Source organism: Algibacillus agarilyticus (assembly GCF_003286125.1).
GTDB lineage: Bacteria > Pseudomonadota > Gammaproteobacteria > Enterobacterales > Alteromonadaceae > Algibacillus > Algibacillus agarilyticus.
The window spans coordinates 1-21,413 of record NZ_QMED01000036.1 but is presented as its reverse complement, the minus strand read 5'-3'; the positions used below and the strand labels follow the sequence as shown (position 1 = coordinate 21,413).

10 protein-coding genes and 1 pseudogene are annotated in these 21,413 nt (G+C 39.7%); 6 read left to right on the top strand and 5 right to left on the bottom strand.

All coding sequences use genetic code 11. The annotated features are described in order from the left end of the window. Window positions 1-151 precede the first annotated feature (151 nt). Complete coding sequence (locus DPX34_RS18980) at window positions 152-5,770, top strand: hypothetical protein (protein ID WP_111980015.1); 5,619 nt, start codon at window positions 152-154, stop codon at window positions 5,768-5,770. A 512-nt stretch (window positions 5,771-6,282) separates the two neighbouring features. Here the strand turns inward: DPX34_RS18980 and DPX34_RS18975 are convergent. Further along, the gene (locus tag DPX34_RS18975) at window positions 6,283-8,637 is read right to left on the bottom strand and encodes an alkaline phosphatase D family protein (protein WP_111980014.1); all 2,355 of its coding nucleotides are present in this window, start codon (window positions 8,635-8,637) and stop codon (window positions 6,283-6,285) included. A 286-nt stretch (window positions 8,638-8,923) separates the two neighbouring features. On the opposite strand from DPX34_RS18975, the gene DPX34_RS18970 reads away from it, so the two are divergent. Continuing rightward, complete coding sequence (locus DPX34_RS18970; RefSeq protein WP_111980013.1) at window positions 8,924-9,118, top strand: YwbE family protein; 195 nt, start codon at window positions 8,924-8,926, stop codon at window positions 9,116-9,118. A 116-nt stretch (window positions 9,119-9,234) separates the two neighbouring features. On the opposite strand, the gene DPX34_RS18965 is transcribed toward DPX34_RS18970, so the two are convergent. Further along, entirely contained in the window at window positions 9,235-9,588 is a 354-nt protein-coding gene (locus DPX34_RS18965) for a DUF1428 domain-containing protein (RefSeq protein WP_111980012.1), read from the bottom strand. Between the two features lie 229 nt (window positions 9,589-9,817). Then, window positions 9,818-12,133, bottom strand: coding sequence for a methyl-accepting chemotaxis protein (locus DPX34_RS18960; protein ID WP_111980011.1), 2,316 nt, complete (start codon window positions 12,131-12,133; stop codon window positions 9,818-9,820). Between the two features lie 419 nt (window positions 12,134-12,552). Between DPX34_RS18960 and DPX34_RS18955 the strand changes: the two genes are divergently transcribed. From DPX34_RS18955 to DPX34_RS18940, 4 genes are read left to right on the top strand one after another with little or no spacing between them, the layout of a single operon-like run. Continuing rightward, the gene (locus tag DPX34_RS18955) at window positions 12,553-12,987 is read left to right on the top strand and encodes a MarR family winged helix-turn-helix transcriptional regulator (protein ID WP_111980010.1); all 435 of its coding nucleotides are present in this window, start codon (window positions 12,553-12,555) and stop codon (window positions 12,985-12,987) included. A 45-nt stretch (window positions 12,988-13,032) separates the two neighbouring features. Then, window positions 13,033-15,483 carry an efflux RND transporter permease subunit gene (locus DPX34_RS18950; RefSeq protein ID WP_111980009.1) on the top strand — a complete coding sequence of 817 codons (2,451 nt, stop codon included), beginning with the start codon at window positions 13,033-13,035 and terminating at the stop codon, window positions 15,481-15,483. Between the two features lie 50 nt (window positions 15,484-15,533). Then, a complete protein-coding gene (locus tag DPX34_RS18945) occupies window positions 15,534-16,337 on the top strand; it encodes an outer membrane lipoprotein-sorting protein (RefSeq protein WP_111980008.1) in 804 nt (267 codons plus the stop codon). A gap of 2 nt (window positions 16,338-16,339) precedes the next feature. Beyond that, the gene (locus tag DPX34_RS18940) at window positions 16,340-17,683 is read left to right on the top strand and encodes a DUF1302 family protein (RefSeq protein WP_111980007.1); all 1,344 of its coding nucleotides are present in this window, start codon (window positions 16,340-16,342) and stop codon (window positions 17,681-17,683) included. Between the two features lie 218 nt (window positions 17,684-17,901). Here the strand turns inward: DPX34_RS18940 and DPX34_RS18935 are convergent, their stop codons facing one another. Both DPX34_RS18935 and DPX34_RS22115 read right to left on the bottom strand, forming a co-directional pair. Next, window positions 17,902-20,604, bottom strand: a complete 2,703-nt coding sequence (locus DPX34_RS18935) for a CRTAC1 family protein (protein WP_111980006.1) — start codon at window positions 20,602-20,604, stop codon at window positions 17,902-17,904. A gap of 421 nt (window positions 20,605-21,025) precedes the next feature. Continuing rightward, window positions 21,026-21,413: pseudogene (locus DPX34_RS22115) on the bottom strand (IS4 family transposase); the annotation flags it as partial.

The following is a 21,413-nucleotide window of genomic DNA, read 5'->3' as shown; positions in this document are numbered from 1 at the left end:
TATATTTTTGTTTTTAACATGTTATTATTTGATAGGTATGATGTTTAAATTAATACCACTATTATACGTATACTCAATAAGAAGTGCTGACTCAAAGTTTAAATTGGGTACTTCTTAACGTTTACAGAAATAAACTAGGAAAAGACACGTAATGAAAGCACACTCAAATAAGAAACGTCTTTTAATATCAGCGTTGCTGATTGGGGTTAGTGGGCAAGCGTCTGCTAACGCTGATCGGTATAGCCTGTTAGACTTCTTTAAGTATTGGAATGACAAACCGTTTTTTTCAAATGGAAAAAACGAGAATAACGCTCACTATCAAAGAAGCCACAACAAACATAAAAAGCACCTTAAGTGGACTAAACAAAAATCATTAAGAAAGCAGTTTAAAAAATTATTCAAAGATAAGCTGCGTAACGCTGATGAAGTTAAAAGCTGGTTTCAAAATAACTTTACTGACATTAGTGAATTAAGAGACTGGATCCTTAATAATTTTGAAAAAAAACCAATCCTTAAAGTTTGGTTATTAGCACATTTACAACATATTGATTATGACGGTGACGGTATTATTAACCGAGCCGATACCGATGATGACAACGATGGTATTAGTGATGACGACGAAATTGCTAACGGTACAGATCCGTTAAATGCTGATACGGATGCCGACGGTGTTAATGACTTAGCCGATGCATTCCCTACTGATGCAACCGAAACCCTTGATACCGACAATGATGGCACAGGCAATAACGCTGATCTTGACGATGACAATGATGGTGTTAGCGATCTTGATGAAGCGGCTAACGGTACGAACCCGTTAAATGCGGATACCGACGCTGATGGCGTTAATGATTTAGTCGATGTATTCCCAACTGATGCCACTGAAACCCTTGATAGCGATGCTGATGGTACTGGGGATAACGCTGATTTAGACGATGACAACGATGGTGTTAGTGATCTTGATGAAGCGACTAACGGTACGGATCCGTTAAATGCGGATACGGATGCTGACGGTGTTAATGACTTAGCCGATGCTTTCCCAATTGATGCAACCGAAACGCTTGATACCGACACTGATGGCACGGGTAATAACGCTGATCTTGACGATGACAATGATGGTATTAGCGATCTTGATGAAGCGGCAAATGGCACTAACCCATTAAATGCGGATACCGACGCTGATGGCGTAAGTGATTTAGTCGATGTTTTCCCAATTGATGCGACTGAATGGGCTGATGTAGACAATGATGGTATAGGTGACAACGCTGATACTGACAATGATAATGACGGTGTTAGTGATATTGATGAAGTGACTGCGGGCACGGATCCACTAAACCCTGATACGGATGCTGACGGCGTTGATGATGCTCTTGATGTATTCCCGCTTGATGCGACAGAAGCTTACGATTTTGATTTTGATGGTTTGGGTGATAATGCCGACCTTGATGATGACAACGACGGTGTAGCCGACCTAGACGAATTAGCTAATGGCACTGACCCGCTTGATGCCGATACCGATGGTGATGGTGTAAATGATGCTGAAGATTATTTCCCATTAGATGCTGAAAAATATGAGCAAGAAGTTAATGTAACGGTATTTAGTTACGACTTTAATACTGATCAAATACAAACGGCCAATAATAATTTTGAAGGTTGGGTCTATCCAACTCTTCATAGAGGCGTTGTAACGTTTGAAGCTAACGCAGGTGAAGATGGTTCAGCGGCTTACTTATATGAAGATACCAGTACTAATGTCAATATTGCTCAAAATGGTATTCGCTTTAATAACCGTACAAATCAAGCCAATATAAACCCTTGGACTGACTTACTGGGTCAAGCACAAGGTCAAGCCGTACAGTCGGTTAGTTTATGGGTTAAAGTTGAAAAAGCAACGCCAGGTGCCGTGACTGTGCAGCACAACTTAATTCCATACCCATTAATTGACGATACCAAAGGTAATCAAATCAGAGCCGGTATTGAGCAAAGTCCTGAATATCAAGCCGTGGTTGCAGCAGAAGACAATGGTAAATGGATCCGCATTGAGCTTATTAATAACCATACCGGTAATTCGGCCTTTAATATCCCTGATACATGGGCTCATTTTGATGGTGCTTCACCGATTCAAGTTTATCCAGACATCTTATTTGGTGGTTTAGAAGTCGGTGATAAGGTTTATGTCGATAATTACCAAGCGATAATCGGTGCTGCATCTGAAGAAAACACCCCTGAAGAGGAAGCAGAAAACACAGATCCGGGTTATACAATCACCGAGACTGAATTTAGTTATAACTTTAACTTAAATCAGGTACAAACTGAAAATAACAATTGGGAAGGCTGGGTGTATCCTACTGCTAACCGTGGTGTTATGACGTTTGAAACCGAACAAGGTGAAGATGGTTCTGCAGTGCTTGCGTATCAAGATACCAGTGCTAATACTAACATCGCGCAAAACGGTGTTCGTTTTAATAACCGAACTAACCAAGAAAATATTAATCCTTGGACTGAGTTTTTAGGCGATGCACAGGGCAAAACGTTAGAGTCTGTTTCTGTGTGGGTTAAAGTTGAAAAAGCAACACCAGGTAACGTGACTGTTCAACATAATTTGGTTCCTTATCCATTAATTGACGGCACAAAAGGTGAAGAAATTGCAGCCGGTGTTGCGGTTAGTCCTCAATATCAAATGATTATTCCGGCGGCTGAAAACGGCAACTGGGTTCAAGTTGAGTTTATTGATACCGCAACGGGCTTACCACAATTTACGATCCCTGATACGTGGGTCAATGTTGATGGTGAATCACCCATTCAAGTGTATCCTCAGTTCTTATTTGCTGGCTTAGATGTAGGCGATAAAGTTTACTTAGATAACTACTTAATCGGTGAATCACCAATTGAAGGCGCTTGCTGTGAACCTGTTGAAGACGATGGTAGCTCTAACGGTGGTAATACTGGTGGTAGTGGCGGAAATAACAATGAACTTCCACGAGGTAATTTCGATACCGGTGTTGCAACTTTAATTGGGGCTTCTGGTGCTGATGGTCACTTCCAAATAGGTGATAATTTAACCTTTACGTTCAATTTTGACCAAAACGAAATAGCTGAAGACCAAGGTTCGCAAGGTTGGATCCACTCTGTTGTCGATCAAGGAGTATATCGTGGTGAACTGGGATTTGAAGAAGCCGGTAGAAATGAAAGCAATGCGTTGTCTTATACCGATACTCACGTGAATCTTAACCCAGAACAAACAGGTACTTACTTACAAGATTGGCGAGCTAACCCGTTTACAACTATGTTTGAGAATAATGGCCATACCATTAACAGTATCAAACTTTGGGCCAAAACTGAGCTAGCGTCTGAAAAAGATGTACAGATTTTTCACCGCTTAATTCCTTATGGCTTAGAAGACGGTAACAAAAGCGTTAACATTCCGGCTGGTATCGCGGCTACGCCTCGATTAGTAGGAACCATTCCGGCTGGAAGTACAGGTTGGGTTGAAGTTGATTTTGTAATTGAAGGTACCGAGGGTGTAGATTTCACTATACCGCCTACTTGGTATCATGCGGCGGGAGATCAGTTACAAATTTATCCTGAATTTAAGTTTGGTAACACCGAAGTGGGTGACAAAGTATACATTGATGACTATCAAGCAATGTCAACCGTGGGAGAACCTGCTCCAATTCCTACTGACTTCACAATCGAGTATGATTTTGAAACGGCTACCATTGCACAAAATGGCGGTTGGGGTTTCATTGCTTCAGGTTTTGGTGCTTATGCATTAGAAGAAAGCACAGGCTATTTAGATAGCAAAGCAGTATCGTTTACCGACATCCACGACGGCACATACGTCGATAACCATTCTTTATTGTGGCACAAATGGGGTAACGCTAACCCATGGAGTAAAGCATTAGGCGGCGGCGCAGTCGACACCGAGATTCAATCTGTCACGCTACGAGTCAAAGTTGAAAAAGCAGCCGGTAATACGGGCTCTGAGAATGTCACTATTAAACATCACTTGTTACCTTGGAACGTAACGACACAAGGCGGTAAAACCGGTAAAGTTGCGGCGGCGCAAGCCATTTCTGCCGATTATACGGCAACGGTTGCAGCGAATGAGTTTGGTGACTGGGTTGAAGTCACGTTTGTTGATGCCAATACCAATTCACAAATATTCTCTGTACCTGATTTATGGCAACTTGAAAGTGGTTATGACATTGTTGATGTTCTTCCATCATTCTTCTTTGGTGGCCTAGAAACAGGTGACAAAGTTATCATTGACGATTATGTATTGATTGGTGATAAAGAATTTGCTCGCCCTGCAATTAGTGATGCGCCAGTGTATGACTATGGGATCCATGATGGTAGTGGCACTTATACAACTAATGGCCGTGCCGAACCATTACCAGTAGCGGACGAGAACTTCTTCACGGAACCAGCGAGCTACAATGTTGAGCTTGATGCTGTTAATGATTTTGCCGTAATCAATACTGATACCTTAAACGATACGGTTGTGCTGCAAGCGGCTATTGATGAAATCAGCGACGTACAGGGTGGCGGTAAGCTGCATATCCCTGCGGGTGACTACTACTTACGTAGCTTACACTTGCGCTCTAATGTTCATATTGAAGTGGCTGAAGGCGCTACATTCCATATGGTTACAGCGGGTAGTTATAATGAGTTTATGTTTGAAAGTGGTCATGGCGAGAAAGCAGAAAACCTAAGTATTGTTGGTTTAGGTAATGGCTTTACTATTGATTTACAAAACGCACCTAATGTCAGAACCGCTGTATTTAGAATGGGCGACATGGAGAACTTTAAGATCTCTAATATTAGAATTAGAGATGGTAAAACTATCTTCGCCTCTTTCTTAGTGGGTGTATCGGTTCGCGATGGTGACTTGCATTGGCCAGTAAACGGAATAATCGAAAAAATTGATCAAAGTAATTCTTTATTTGGTTATGGTGTTATTCAAACTTACGCCGCTGACAATATTCTGTTCAGAGACTTACACAGTGAGGGCGGTATTACGTTGCGTATGGAAACCGATAACCTGTCGATGAAAGAGCATAAAAAAGGCGGTATTCGTAATATTTTTGCTGAAAATATCAGTGGTACGGATTGTTTAGCGCCTGTGATGTTTGGCCCTCACTTTATGGAGAATGGCTCGGTACAAGTTAACGGTGTTACATCGAACAGCTGTAGCTTTGCAGTGCGTGTAGATGAAGGCTTTGTTGAGATATTTAGCCCAACTGGCGTCAGTTTCACACGTAATGAATGGCGAGACGAGGTTGATGCTACATACGGCGATGGCTGTGCTAGTACGACCTATGTTCGTGGCGGTGGTCGCTGGGCTACCCGTATTAACCCGACAAATGCTTGTTTAGATGCAGTGCATCAAGCAACAGGCTTGAAACCGGGTTGGTTTGCAGAGTCACACGTATTTAACGTGACTGCTAACTATGGAACTGAAGCTAATTTGAAATTGGAAAATTTATACTACATCCCTACTACAGATAACCTGTGTATAGCATCCGAAGAACAATGGGCAAGCCGAGGTCAAATCTTTATCGGTGATTCAGTTGCGCCAGTGGCTAATGCTCAGGAAGAAGGCGTGGATTATAACTTTAATATTAACGTTTATAATCTGACTGCGAATGACTTCCCTGATACGCATCACGAAGTTATTGATGCTCATTCAGAAAGGTTGTCCCCTAGCATTACCAACTTTAACACTGCGGTTGCATTACCAGAGTGTATTGATGAACGTTGGTATAATTAATTTAAGTCATTTTTAATTAATAAACCAAAAGCCCTGAGTGTTAACTCAGGGCTTTTTTTATCTTGCACGTAAAAGTTTTCACCACTTAAATTTTAGCTAAATAAGCCCCTCCTCCTTCCTCCACAAAGGTAAATTCACCCGTCATACCGTGATGAAAGAGAACACCAACTCGAATAATATTAATTTAGCAAACAACGAAAATGGGCGTTCAATAACAAGATCTAGCGAAAGAATAAAAGGGTCTAGAAGGCGTATTAAGTGCGGACTTTGTACTAAAAAGAGAAACTTTACAACCTCAAGTTAAATATAGAACAACTAACGCAACGTATTTTTGGTGATACCCAACAAGCCAAAAGAATACAATCTCTAAGCGGAGCTGCTTTAGGAGCGATTAGCTCATCTTCTTTATTTGAACATCGTATTAAATGCGGGAAACACGGCAACGAGCCGCTTGTCATAACGTGAAAATTAAGCCAGCGATAGTGGTAACGCTGGCATTTTTAAATACCCTATTAGGTTAAGCGGTTTTTACCGATATTTTCATCTTGATGAATCGTTACCGGCCAGCCTTCAAATTGGTTTATAGGGCTTTCGATATCAACATCAATTAAGTAGCGGTATGCAGCTAAGGTATAAGTCAGTTGTTCGGTGTTAAAGGTAATAAAACCAAAACCGCTGCCTTTTTCATGTGCTTTAACGTATCGATTTTTTGATTGACCCACTTCAGGTACGCCAACCGCATAAACATACATTTTGTTACCAAATGCATCGAGATACTCCCCCGTTTGCGGCAAACCATGAGCGGGACGGTTTTGATGCGGGAGCCCCATTTGATCAGGCACCCAAAAACGCGGCCAACCAGCCGAAATCGCCGGTGTACAAAAAGACCAGTTGCTATCGCGCTGCTTGTGAACACCATATTGCGCTAAAGAACCTAAATGAGTGTCACCACAAATATGTAATGCTTTAGATTCACGCATGATTTCTACGGCCGAATCCCGTGCGGGTCTTGGCCAACCACTACTGTCAAAATCATATTTAAGATAACGTTCAGGTGACGGTTGATGTGTCGCAATACCCGCAAAAACAGTCTGACTTAATACGGCTTTCAGTTTATGACCACGCCAGTCTTGAGACCATTTTTTTAAAAAATCTTCTTGGCGCTGACCTAATAAAACAGAATTTTTAGGGTTAATCGCATCATTTATAAAAGTAGGGGCTTCATCTACCCCCGTTTCACCCACTACAACGCCGGCTTGTTCTGGCCCGGTTTTCCATTGTCGGTCAGCTAAAATAGCAAATCCCACATTGCCATAAACCATATCTCCGTAATAACAGCTAATGCCGCTTGGATTAGGCGTTGGGTCATAAGCATCTGGATGGTGGCTAACACAGGTTTTATGCACGGCATTAACAAAACGAACCGATTCAATGTAGCCCCCTGTTAACGAGGCACTCGGATCAGCAGCAGGGTCTTTTTTAAGTTGACCGCCCTCGCCCCATAAATTACCTTGCAGTACATCATGATCATCAGGTAAACATATTGTCGGTTGGTCACGCATAACGTCTCTAAATGCCCAACCAAATTGATAAAATTTACGTAAATAATTTTCAAAAGCGGGTTTAAAAGGGCTACGTATAATACCAAAACCACCATGGCTTTCGTAAATTTGATCACCCGAAAAGAAGACCAAATCAGGCGCTAATTTTTTAACATTTTCAGCAACAGGTGCATAAGGAAAACTATAATCATTTTGGCAAGTTAGCGCCGCCATACGTAATGAACGCCCTGCCGGGTTAGCTTTAATAATACCCGACCAAATATCAGGCGTTTCACTGCCATCAATATGCTTTTCTTTATAAATGACTCTAAATGCGCTATCTGTTTTTTCTGACCAATTAGTCACTCTAAAGTTAGCCACCCATGCATCGGGGTCTAACGTTGCCTGACCTAAAGAACGCCAAATACCGTCTTGTTTAACTTGTAATTCAACCGTTTTATTATCATTAATGCCCATTGGACCGGTGAATGCACTTAGCTTCATCACAAAACCCGCTTCGCTGCGTGAATCACTTAATGAATACATGGTCCAAAGCAGAGGTCCAAATTTATGCGCTTTTGATACCTCAAATGCAGCACCTGATAAGGTCCAATTAGCAAAACGATATCGCCCCGCTCGCTGACCGGCTTTAGCATGCACCGCAAAGTTACTCACTACCGCCACATTACCAATCACATCATCCGCAGGCACTAAATGTGCCATTTCAGCAATAATTTGACCCGAATCAACTAAGCTAGCAATCACCTTTAAATTAACAGCACCATATTGTGGGGTCGCCGTTAAAGCGATCTTAACCACTTGTTTACTCAATTGAATCGTTAAAGGTGATTTTTTACCCGCAATCGATAATTGATTATCAATAATGCCGATATCTAAACCCTTTTGCACAAAGCAACTACTGCGGTATTCGTTAATCTCGTTTTTAACACCTAAACGGATCCCGACACCACCGTCATTGTTGTTTTGTGCAATTTGTTGAACGTCTACCGATATATTAAAAGCTTGAGTGGCATCAGTTAATTGATGCGTTAATGAATGGATACTTCTTTGACCATTGGTACTGGTGCACTCTGCGCCACCTTTAACAATATGCCAATCTTCCATCGGGTTAGCCCAATAATCACCACCAATCCAAGGTCGATCATGCGTTTTTGCCCACTTATCCTGCATCGGCTCATGGTTTTTTACGGTATTAATGGCCTTTTTTAAGTTATTAGGGGTAGTCGCATTGCAACCCACACCGGCTGTAACAACGCCTGCCATCGCTAGTTTAAGTGCATTACGCCTTGATAATTCGTGATTCATATTCAACCTCTCGTGCTTTAATCTAATTTAAGGTTATAAAGATTAAATACATTACCACAAACATACACGCAACATAAAGATCCTACGTTTATATTTACACGGAAGGAGTGTGATATCACTAAACTGAAGTGCGCTTTTAACCCGCTATGGTGATCGGCTATTAACGACGATAAAACGATTACACGCTATATAAAAGCCGTAAACACAGCCACCTTTCTCTTGATTGTTTAAACGACTTAATGCAGTCTGCCTACATTATTATTTTATAAAGGTTTAACATTTACGTATGTCGGGAAATCTTCGAGCAAATATTTCAATTGGCTTAGAGGTTGATGTTGTTTTAAAACAAGATCAACGCAGCGGAAACTTAACACGCGGTATCGTAGAAAAAATATTAACCAATAGCCCTAATCACCCTCACGGTATAAAGGTACGGTTAGAAAGTGGCGATGTCGGCCGCGTTAAACAAATATTATCTTAAGTGAGCTCAGCGTGATCAATCAATATCGATATTTTTAATCACGCTCGCTTTTGTCAAAATCAGCCAGTCAATTAGGTTAAGGTTAAATGGAACCGAGTTGAGGTTAATAAGTTGGATTATTCGTTTAATAAAATGTCAAAACCGCCATAAATTAAACGCTTACCATCAAAAGGCATCGGGTTAACCGCAGGATCCATTCGCTCATCAGCCATAATCGCTTGCCATCCCGCATCGCGGATCGCTTTTGAAGGCCATATAACCGTCGAGAAAACAACGGTTTCGTCCGCTGTACATTTTACTGCCATCGGAAACGAGGTCACCTCGCCTGCTGGCACATCATCTCCCCATGCTTCAATCACATTCAACGCACCTTGCTCTTTGAATAGCTGTGCCGATAACGTTGCGTGTGCTAAATAAGCTTGTTTATTTGCGGTTGGCACCGCAGCGACAAAACTATCAATATAAGCCATCTTTCATCCACCTCTTTTTAATTAATATCGGGTTAATATTAAAATAAATATTTTCAAGAAGTATAGCGCAGTTAGATTCTTTGCAATTTCAAAATAAGCTCTGTGGGTTTAAATTTGCTCTTTGATTTTCTCGCCAACTAAAAAGAAACAGCTGTCAGTCACAACCATAAAATCAAGTGGAGCAGTATTCATGACAGCATCAAACATACCAAAAATAAAAGCTTAATCCTTATTTAAAGCGTGTGACTTGCCCTTGTAAATCGATCGCTATATCCGACAATGTTAAGCTTGCACTTGATACTTCTTGGGAAGCTGAAAACAACTCATTTGCAGATATCTCGACTTGTTCCATGGTTTGCACAATAGAATCGCAAGTATATTTTTGTTCTTCACTGGCTGAAGCCGCAGAATGATTAAATTCATCTAATTGTTTAATTGCCACTAACAAACCATTTAACGATTCACTAACACCATCAACCAATTCAATACCGTCTTTAGCGGAATTTGTAGCTCGCGTCATTGCATTCACCGCATCACTAGCAACCGTGGTTAATGAACCAATGTTTTGTTGGATCTCTACCGTACTTTGTTGCGTTCGGGTGGCTAGCTGTCTTACTTCATCGGCAACCACTGCAAAACCGCGTCCATGCTCTCCTGCTCTTGCCGCTTCAATAGCTGCATTTAGCGCCAACAAGTTTGTTTGCTCTGCAATTGATGTAATAACATTAAGCACATTGTTTATGTTATCGACCTGCTCTTGCAGATGGCTAAGCGTTTCAGATGACTCGGTTATTTCTAACACTAATTGATTAATATTATCTTTGGCTAATGTAGCACGATCGCTATTTTCAGTTGTTATGTCTTTAGCGGTCGATGTTTGATTTGAAGTATCAACCGAGTTTTGCGCTATTTCTTCAATCGCATGATAAAACTGTTTGAGTGCTTCGTTGATTTCGTGAGCTTGTGTTTGTTGATTATAAGCAGACTGATTGGTTTGCTCTGTTGTGGCACTAAGTTGAGTGCTCGACGATGCAATATTGTCAGCGTTTAATTTTATTGAATCAACAACCTCTTTAATCATGGATATAAACCGATTAAAGCTTTGCGTAACGCTATCTATTTCAACAATACCCGAATCTTTTAAAACCACACTTAAATCAGCATCTCCGCTATTGAGTTTAGCCACTTCATTACCGAGTTTGTTGATCGGTTTTGTTAAAATAATAGCCATCCAGTAGCCAAGTAGTGATGTGATGATGGATAAAACAATAATAACGGTAATTGCCGACATCCAAATACGCTCACTCAATACATTTAAAGCACCATACGCTTCGTCTACGTCGACCTCCGAAAGCAACGCTAGTGTTTGAGAACCATAATGAATCGGCCCATAAGCAGACAAAACAGAAACATCTCGATAGTCTTGCAATGTGGTGAAACCGACTTTTCCAGAAAGCGCAGCCTCTAATGCAACCCCAACAACAGGTTGAATACCGATCGAGGTATTTTGATTTTCAATTAATCGCGCAACTGAAGGTGAGTCTTTTTTAATCACAGCTAAATACTGTGATTTATCTTCTACAAAAAAACGACTCTCGTTCAATAACGTTCTATCATGCCCGACTAAATAAGTTTCGCCACTATTACCAAAACCTCTGTTTTTCCAATCATTTTCATGGGTCATTATTTTATTAATTTCTGCGAGTGGCATTTGAAAAATAAGAACAGCTTCTTGTTTACCTTCTATTTCAATAGGGCTTGCAATAAAACTGGCTTCACCGTTATAAGATGGTAAATAATGTTTAAAATCAGAAATATAGGTTTGATTATGAGATAAGTTTTTGGCTTTTTTAAAGGCTTCTGCAATACCTGTTTTAGCATAAGGACCACTGATTAAATTGGTCGCGTAATCAAGCTCTTTAAATACACTGTAAACAATATCACCCGAGGCACTATCAACAATAAAGATATCGTAATACCCGAAGTTATCTAAAAAGGTGTGAAAGTCTGGATGATATTTTTGATGAACTTTAGCATAGCGAGTATCGCCTTCTGGTACTGTTAGCTTATCTTTTTGCCCCAATTGATTTGTGTTATTACTAATAAAATCATACTGCAATAATTTAGCGGTATTATTCAGGTTTTTATATAAAGGTGCGGTGTTAATCGCTTTATCGTTTAGCGCGCTAAATTTTTTACCAAACTCATTATTATAATAGCGTTCAATAGAGCTGAGGGTCTCGCCGACCAATAAGTCATCTCGCTCAGATTCATACACTTTAAAGCTACTGATAAAATCTAACGCCGCTTGTTGAGTTTGGTGATTTGCGGATAAAGTAATAATTTGCTTTTCTATTTGCGAAAAATAATTTTCTATTTTAGATGTAATAGCCTCGCGCTTGGCAATTAAATCGCGCTGAGACTCTTTTTGAATATTAGTGTTTAACTCCGCAATCGATATATTAGCAATCAGCACAACCACCGCTACACTTGCCGTCAATACAGCAATGACCAAACTCGATAAAATACGAATCTTAAAACTCATTTATATACTCACCAAAATTAATTAAACATAATGCACTAACAATAGAAGCAATTTATGTACCATCTATTAGCTAAATTTAACTGCAATTCAATAAGGAATTTGGCTTTAACCCTGTGTAATATTTATATTTGCATCATATTTGTGAGCAACGCACATTATTTGGGTTAATCAGACTAAAGCCGATTTCGCAGAAAGGATAATAATTGAACCCTCCCCAGTCATTATTGGCTCGTGTTCAATTATTATCTATTGCGACTCATCTTATCTGACGAATACGGAATTATAATGACAATTATTTTAGCACTTAGATATTTCTCGCAATCTAAAGATATTGTCGCTATTACCACAAAATTAAAAATTGACAATTCGATATCAAAAAACTAAAGTGTAATTACACCTAGTTATTTATAATAAACTATATGATTGATGATCAAACCATTGCTAAAAACTGTTTTTGTTATAAAACACGTGCTGCTAGTCGAACGATTACACGGCTTTATGATGACGCACTAAAACCAACGGGTTTAAAGGCCAATCAATTTTCTATGTTAGTGGCGATTAATATTCAAGCCCCAATTTCTATATCGAATTTAGCAGAGAGCCTTTGCATGGAACGAACAACATTAACGCGAAATTTGAAGCCACTTGAAAAAGAAGGTTTAGTGACGTTAAGCAGTGGTGTCGGTCGCACTCGCTATGCAAATTTGACTCATCACGGTAAAGAAACACTCGATACTGCTCGCCCTTTGTGGCAACAAGCTCAAGAAAACATACAAACCAGCTTAGCTGGGCAAGATATGACAACACTATCACGGTTATTAGACCAAATTAATCAATTAAATTTTAACCCTTAAAATTTTTTACGACTTAAAGTGTAATTACACTACAGGATGGTATAAATGAACACATTAAATAAGACAAAAACCTCGGCCCTTTTATGGTGGCTCACAGGTAATCCCAAAAAAGTATTGCTGAGTGGCTTATTAGCCATTTTATTTTTTACGGCATTTTTGCCCCAGTTAACGATGGACCCTGAAGCAGAATCTTTTTTGCCTAAAGATTCACCTGCGTTAATTTACCGTCAACAAGTTGAAGATATTTTTGGCTTAAATGACCCAATGGTTATCGCCGTCACAAATGAAGGGAAAAATGGAATATTTAATCCCGATAGCATTGAGCTCATTCATTGGCTCACGCAAAAAGTCCTTGCGATGCCGGCGGTCAATCAAGAGCGCGTTATTAGTTTAACCACTGAAGATAATATCAGCGGCAATGCAGAAGGTTTAGTAGTCGAACCTTTTGTTGATGAACTCCCTATCAGTCAGCAACAGGCCGATGGGTTGGCTCAACACGTTTTTGATTTTCCACTTTATGTGGGATCGATTGTTTCAAAAGATGCCAGTACCAGCCTCATCGTTATTGAACTAACGGATGATGCCAATGGACCAGCTCTTTATGAATCATTGCTTGCGCTTGTTGCTGAAGCACCGATCAAACAAAACGAAGTTTTACATGTTGCTGGTGACGGCGCAGTATCAGGCTATTTATCAACTTACATTGTAACTGACGCATCGCGCTTAGTGCCGCTGAGTGTCATCATTATTACTTTGTTGTGCTTTTTTGCTTTTCGTACCGTGCAAGGCACCCTGCTACCAGGCATTGTTATTTTAGCCGCGGCGACTTCAGCCATGGGTGTAATGAGTGCCATGGGCGATCCAATTTATGTTATTACAACAAGTATGCCTATATTATTAGTTGGTATTGCAGTCGCTGACAGTATTCATATTATGAGTGAATATTATGAACAACGAGCAGCACAACCCGAGTTAAGCCAGCGCTTACTGGTGATCGATGCAACTCAAAAAATGTGGCGTCCTATTGTTTTAACCACCGTGACTTCAATGATTGGATTTTTTGGCGTTTATCTCTCTTCGTATATGCCGCCGATGCAAGCATTTGGCATTTACTCAATGTTAGGGCTGGCCATAGCGGGAATATATTCTTTATGTGTGGTACCGGCATGTTTAATGTTAATGCCAGCAGGCGATAGCTCCGCTTTTAAAAGTAAAAACAACACGATTAAAAACGATATTTTTTCGACATTCATGACCACTATCGGAAAGCTCGTTTTGGCTAGGGCTAAAACCGTTTTAACGTTATCTCTCATCTTAGCGGGTGCTGGTATTTATGGTGCCATGAATTTATCAGTTAATGAATCTTGGGTGGATAACTTCAAAAAAACAGAGCTCATTTATCAAGCTGATGTTGCCATAAACGCAACAATGAATGGGACAAGTAACCTTGATATTGTTGTGAGTACTCATGAAAAAGAAGGCTTATTTAAACCTGAAAACTTACACAAAATAGAAAAGTTACAAGACTTTGTTGAACGTTTTGATGTTGTTGGCGGCAGCACTTCAATTGCCGATTATATCAAACAAATGAACCGTTCTTTAAATGAGAACAAGCCAAGTGAATACCGAATACCGAACGATGAAAACTTAATTTCACAATATTTTTTATTATACGCGGCTAGTGGTGACCCAACCGATTTTGAAGAAGAAATCGATTATGATTATCAACAAGCGCTGGTCAGAGTTCAGCTCACTAATGGCCGTTTACAAAGTTTTAAACCGGTTGTAGAAGCACTACAGGTTTATATAAATAACGAGTTTAACGATACTCACATTAAAGCGTCTTTATCTGGACGGGTTTATGTTGATTATGAATGGTTAACTAACTTAGTCGACTCTCACTTTAAAGGGGTTGCTTTGGCTTTGTTATTAGTTTGGTTAGTCGCTTGTCTTGCCTTTAAATCGATAGGAACGGGGTCATTGGCTTTAGTGCCGGTCATGCTGTCAACGTTAGCTATTTATGCCTTTATGGGAGCAGCAGGTATTACGCTTGCGGTTGGTACGACAATGACCGCAGCAATCGGGTTAGGTATTGGGATTGATTTTGCGGTTCACACGATAGAGCGCGTTAAAGTATTAATCAAATCGCACACGGCTGAATTACACGAGCCAGATGAGCTTAATAAAGTCCAGATTGATTCTATTTTATTACAACTTTTCCCCAGCACCGGCAGAGCGTTGTTATTTAACTTTTTTGCCGTGTTTTTAGGGTTTGGCGTACTTGGGCTAAGTTATGTTCCGCCTTTAGCAAAATTAGGTATGTTGATTGCCTTTGCCGTTTCTATCAGTTTTATTGTAAGCATCACGGTTTTACCCGCATTGATCAAAATATTTCAACCCCGTTTTCTGGGTTTTCAACAAGATAAAAATCACATCGCTTTAGCACTTAATGAGGCCACGATTGAATCAAGCCATGCGCATCAAGAAAAAGCTTAACACCAACACGTATAACCTAACCGGCTAAATTGAAAAATTAAGGGCAAAAGATGAAGATTTATTTATTTATTTCGTTATTTATAAGCACCTTAGTGTGTAGTTTTACCTTGCAAGCTAACACACTGATTGATGCTAATTGGATCGTACAACAAGTCAATAGTCGTGATGAAGGCGAAGCGGTATCTCGTCAGTTAACCATGACAATGATTGATCGTTCAGGTAAAAAACGCGTCAGAGAAACGCAAGCGTTTAGAAAATATTTTGGCGATGAAAAACGCACCGCTATTTTTTATGAAACGCCAAAGAACATTAAAGATACGGCTTTTCTTACTTATGATTATGCTAATAAAAACAAAGATGATGACCAATGGTTATATTTACCCGCCATGCGACGTGTTCGTCGCATATCGGCAGCTGATCGTGGTGATTACTTTCTAGGTACTGATTTCACCTATGAAGAAATCAAACTAGAAACCAAAATATCGGTGGACGATTATAATCATAGAACGCTTAAATCAAAGTATATAGAGGGTATAGATTATTATGTAATTGAATCAGTGCCTAAAAATAGTCACGTAGCGAAAGAGTTAGGTTATAGCAAACTTGAATCTTATATCGACAAAAATATTTGGATAACCCGAAAAGCGATTTATTGGGATACCAAAGGTAATTTACTCAAAACCATTACGTTTACCGATATCCGTTTAATTCAGAATATATGGACGGCTCATCAGATCAAGGTTGTCAACTATAAAACGGAACACACAACCGAGTTCATATTCAAAAACGTTAATTATGACCAGGTTATAAGCAATAAAATATTCACGCAACAAACGCTAAAAAGAGGTTTATAGCCATGCTCAGCGCTGTCAATTTTAATCGCGCTGTATTATTTATTTGTGGCCTCAGTGCCACAAATTTATTTTGCGCAATCAACGGTTATGCCCAAATTAATACAACGCATAAAATGCGTAGTGAAATAGCAATTGCCACAAAGAATAATGAAAAACGAGTACAACTATTCAGTAACTCACTGAGCAGCGACATCACTTACCAAACAGACGATTTTACACTCACGAGCATCATTAATCTAAACAGTCAATTTAGCGATGGCATGCAAGCTATTTTTCAAGATAAAACGTATTCCGCATTTAATACGACAACAAACCTAGCGAATCATTCTGAATTAACCTTACGTGAATTGTATATTGAAATTCCGTTAGACCAGTACTTTTTAACCTTAGGCAAACAACAAGTCGTATGGGGAAAAGCAGATGGTATTAAAATATTAGATGTCGTAAACCCACAATCATTTAACGAATTTATTTTTGATGAGTTTGAGCAATCACGTATCCCTTTATGGATGTTGAATGTCGAATTTAGTTTTGAAAATAACGATGTCTTACAACTACTATGGATACCCGATACAACCGTTCACAGACTTGCGCCACAAAATGCAAGTTTTACGGTAACCACGTCACGTATTGTACCGCAACTAGCCGATACCCCATTTTCACCTACAGGCGATATAAACGTTATTCAAAACCCGAATAACAGACCCAGCACGCATGTGAAAAATGCGGATATAGGCTTACGTTGGACACGCTTTATTAATGGCTGGGATCTTAGCTTAAACTATTTATATCACTTTGTGGATTTACCCCTATTTAATACAAGTTATTCACCACAGCGCCTTAATATTAACGCTGAATACTTTCGCTCTCATTTATTAGGCGGTAGTGTTGCTACTACCTTTAAAGAGATCACTTTACGCAGTGAAATGGCTTATCAAACCCATATTAAACAACGCAATTTACATAACCAAATCAGTCAATATAATGAATTAACTTATCTTTTAGGTATTGATTATTTTGGCTTTAATAACACGCTAGTCAGTGCTCAATTTATGCAGAACCATGCCATCAATACGCAGCCTAATTTAACTAAGCCAACAACCGATACCCATGTAACGTTTTTAATTCGCAATAAGTTTTGGCATGACACCCTAACCAGTGAATTGCTTGTCGTAAAAAATATAGATGACCATGATGGGTTCATTAACGCCAGCCTGATCCATGATTATAACGATAACCTAAAAATCTGGTTAACGACTGACATCATTTGGGGAAAAGCAGAGGGTTTATATGGTCAGTTTAAACAAAAAGATCGGATTAAATTTGGCTTTGAAATCAGTTTTTAGCGCGTGATTAAATAAGAAATTGATAGGGTATAACCAACTTAGATGCCCACAACTATAAATTAATACCGCAAAGACGACGACATGACAAAACAAGTTTAAAAATGGATTGGTTCGCAAATTCGCGGAAACCGAGGATACTCAATTTTTAGATAGACGGTTGTGCCATTCTAGGGCTGACGAGGTTAGCTTGTTGTTCAGCCCTATTTCTTTCAGTTGTTTTATTCAATCAAATTAAGTGGATATATCACTTCATTTAACATATCACCATTGCTTGAAGCAAACGAGACTCTAAACTGATAAAGCTGTTTTTCGGGCAATGCAGAGGTTGCTTTTAAATCGGTTAATTTAAAAGTCATTTTTGTTTCGCCTGATTCAGTGCCTACAACCGATTTATCAATCAATACCGTATCTTTTATCGGGATCCATTGGTTTTTAAAATGGCGGAACCAGAAACGTACCCCCCCTTGATCAGATTTGATAACTTTATTACCGGTGCCAGCATGGTAAGCCACGTTTAATGTGAAGCTATCACCCACTTTAAGCGGTTGGTTTTCAAATTCATCACGGTTTAATATTTTAACGTAAGGAGCCACATAACCGGCTTGTGTGGTTTGATTGGCTTGTCTATCTGCGGGTTGTAATTGAATACCTGCGTTTATTATTTGGTTTGCGGCTTGATGATTAAAACTAACCGTTTCGCCGTTGCGCCAGGTAACCGTCATTTCGTCAATTACGGTGTTATCGGCTAAGCCAAAATGCACAATGTTAAGTAAGCTTTGCGAGAATACCGAGCCAGCAGAGCCAACACGTTTTTGATAGGTTTTATTACCTACCTTAATTTTTACTGTCGCGGATATCGCGTCAATATTAGCTTTGGGTGAATAGCTTACCCGTATTAATGCATAGTTACCTTGTTTTGGGGCATTAGCGGTTGCACTTGTTACTGTACTCTTAACCGTGCTCTTGACCGTGTTGATAGCGGTATTAGTTGCAACTGTTTGGTTTTGATACAAATACCATTCGCCACCTTCACTGCCGCTGAGTAAATCAAGATCGCCATCTAAATCAAAATCGAATGCTTGTCCCATATCGCCATTGCCAGGGCCCGTTTTATCGCTTGCGCCATGGGCGGTAGTGGCCATAAATTGTTGGTTGCCGCTATTAAGTAACATAAGATCAGAACCGCGAGCATGAATAAGCCCCCAACGGTAAACAAAAATATCTTGTAAAGTGTCGTTATTAAAGTCTCCAACCGTTACACCCAGCGAGTTACCACCTTGGGGGATATTCCACTGTTTTGACACATCAACAAATTTACCATTGTCGTTACGGAGTAATACATCTGCTAAATTTCTATTTTCAGGTGCAAAATCAAGTTTTGCCGTGTTAACACCCGCTAAACTAAATTTGTAGTTCCAAAATATATTGCTGTTACGCACCAACACCGCTTTCCATTGGTTATTGCCAAGGTAACCAAAATAAACCCCGTTTTCGCTAATATCTTGTGGCCAGCCAAGCGCCGCTTGTGGTTGTAAAGTGAAGGTTTCACCCGATTGTACGTTATGCGCTTGTTTGTTTTTGCCTAAAAAGAGGGGGTAATCTTGCCCTCTAAAATCACCTTGAGTAAGATAGTAATAATTATAAAGTTTGACGGCGGCAGGCGCGGTAAAACTAAAAGCATCTTTACCTTTAAAGCCACGTGGTTTAATTGAGAATATTTGTTTTGTCGGTTCAAAATCAACATTTGGCGCTTCACCGCGGCCGTTTTCAAACTCTTTGCCGCGGGCTAAATATAAATCTAAGTCGCCATCATTATCGATATCAACATCAGCTACGGCCATGATGCCACCCAGTTTGGTCACTTCACTCGGAAATTGCGCGGTGATCTCGGTATAAGTGAAATCGCCATTACCTTGCCACACCGATAATGGACCGTACAAAATAATGTCGTCTATTTGGTCATTGTTCAGGTCGGTTATCACTGCTCGTGAAGGGTGTTGATTAAGCAAGCCATCAATATGGCGAAATTTAAATCCGTTTTCGCCGAGGTTTTCGTACGCAAAATGTTGTGGTTTGTCACCGTGCAAACTGGTTTCATTAATTAACAACAAATCTAAATCGCCGTCTAAATCCATGTCGGTCCAAAACCCACCCCGACCACGGCCGCCACGGTCAATATTAACATCGCCTGTCATTAACACCAATTTACCATTATTGTTATGATAAAAGTTAGCGGTAGATGGATTTTTACCATTGCCTCCTCCTTGAGTGATAATTAAATCGAGATCGCCATCGTGATCGTAATCTCCTGCCGAAACCCCATGTAAATCGTGCATAAACCAACGGGCTAAATCTTTATTATGCTTGCGTACGGTGCCATCACCGTTGTTCCAATACAGTTTACTGGTTTCTGCATTATGGTTATTTACGATAAAATCGTAATCGCCATCGTTATCTAAATCGGCAATGGTTGGGCCGCCATATTTAATTGAACTCACTTTGTCTAACCCGGCTTTTACCGATACATCTTGATAATTAGGTATTTCAATATGGGTCGCATCTGCAATCGTAAATGAATCAATGCTTAACTCTGCATTTAAGCTAGATAATGCCAGTTGCGTTTTGCCTAGCTTAGTAAACTTAACCAGCGCTGTTAATGTGTGATCGCCACTCGATTGAATATCTAAATTATCTAAAATTATATCGTTATCGGCACTTAAACTGATGCTGGCATAATCTTGTGGGTTAGTCAGTTCAAAGGTGATCAACTTATTTAAGTTACCTTCAACATGATATTCAATTTCAGTCGATTGAGTGGGTGCAACCACTAAATTTTGAGCTATGGGTTTATACGAGCTTGAACAAGCACACACGAGTAATAAAATTAAGCAGTGAATTAAGTAATAATATAAATTTCGCATAGTTAATATTTATTAATGAAAAGTTAAATTCAAGATACTAGAAAATCCATTTGGTTTAAAGTTAATTGTAAACAATAAAGCGAAAGTAATAGATTGATCTTAAAAATCAGCCACCCGCATAATCATATCTTAATAAAATAGTCCGGCTTACTTATGCCCAAGTCACGACAAGGCGCACGCTCAGTATCTTCAAATTGCTTGGATTTTTTTGCTGCCGCATTATTTAAAATCACTCCAAATAGCCGAACTGTTAATGGGGCGATTTGAAATTAATTGAAAACTAATATCTTTGCTGCTGAGGCTGGGTATAGTCTTCTCGCTCAGGTTTTATGGTTCATTGTCAGCGCTTACTCTCGACTTTGGCTCCTGCGTCGTTCTAACACCTAAATCCATTTCATATGTAGGTACTTAAGCTCACTTATTAATCAATCCCGTTATTTTCAACCAAGGATATAACACCGAATTGATATAGCCCATCTTTCAAATCTCGCTTGGGGTGGGCGCGTGGACATAGCTTTGATATTAGTTCTACGCATTCCTCCACTGCTATCGCTACTGCATGATGTTGACTCAGTTTATTAACTAACAGTGATAGCCATGTTGGTGCGGACCTCGCCACTTTTTGTGTCGATATCCATAAAGATTTTAATGCCTCTGTTGCAAATGCCATCATCCTTTTTAGTAACACAGTGATGAAGCTGGCATAGATTAAGGCGCAAACAATAGGCTCTTTTTGTGTGCTGAATTTTTTAAGGTTGCAATACGATTTAAGCTCTTTGAACAATAACTCAATTTGCCACCTTAATCGG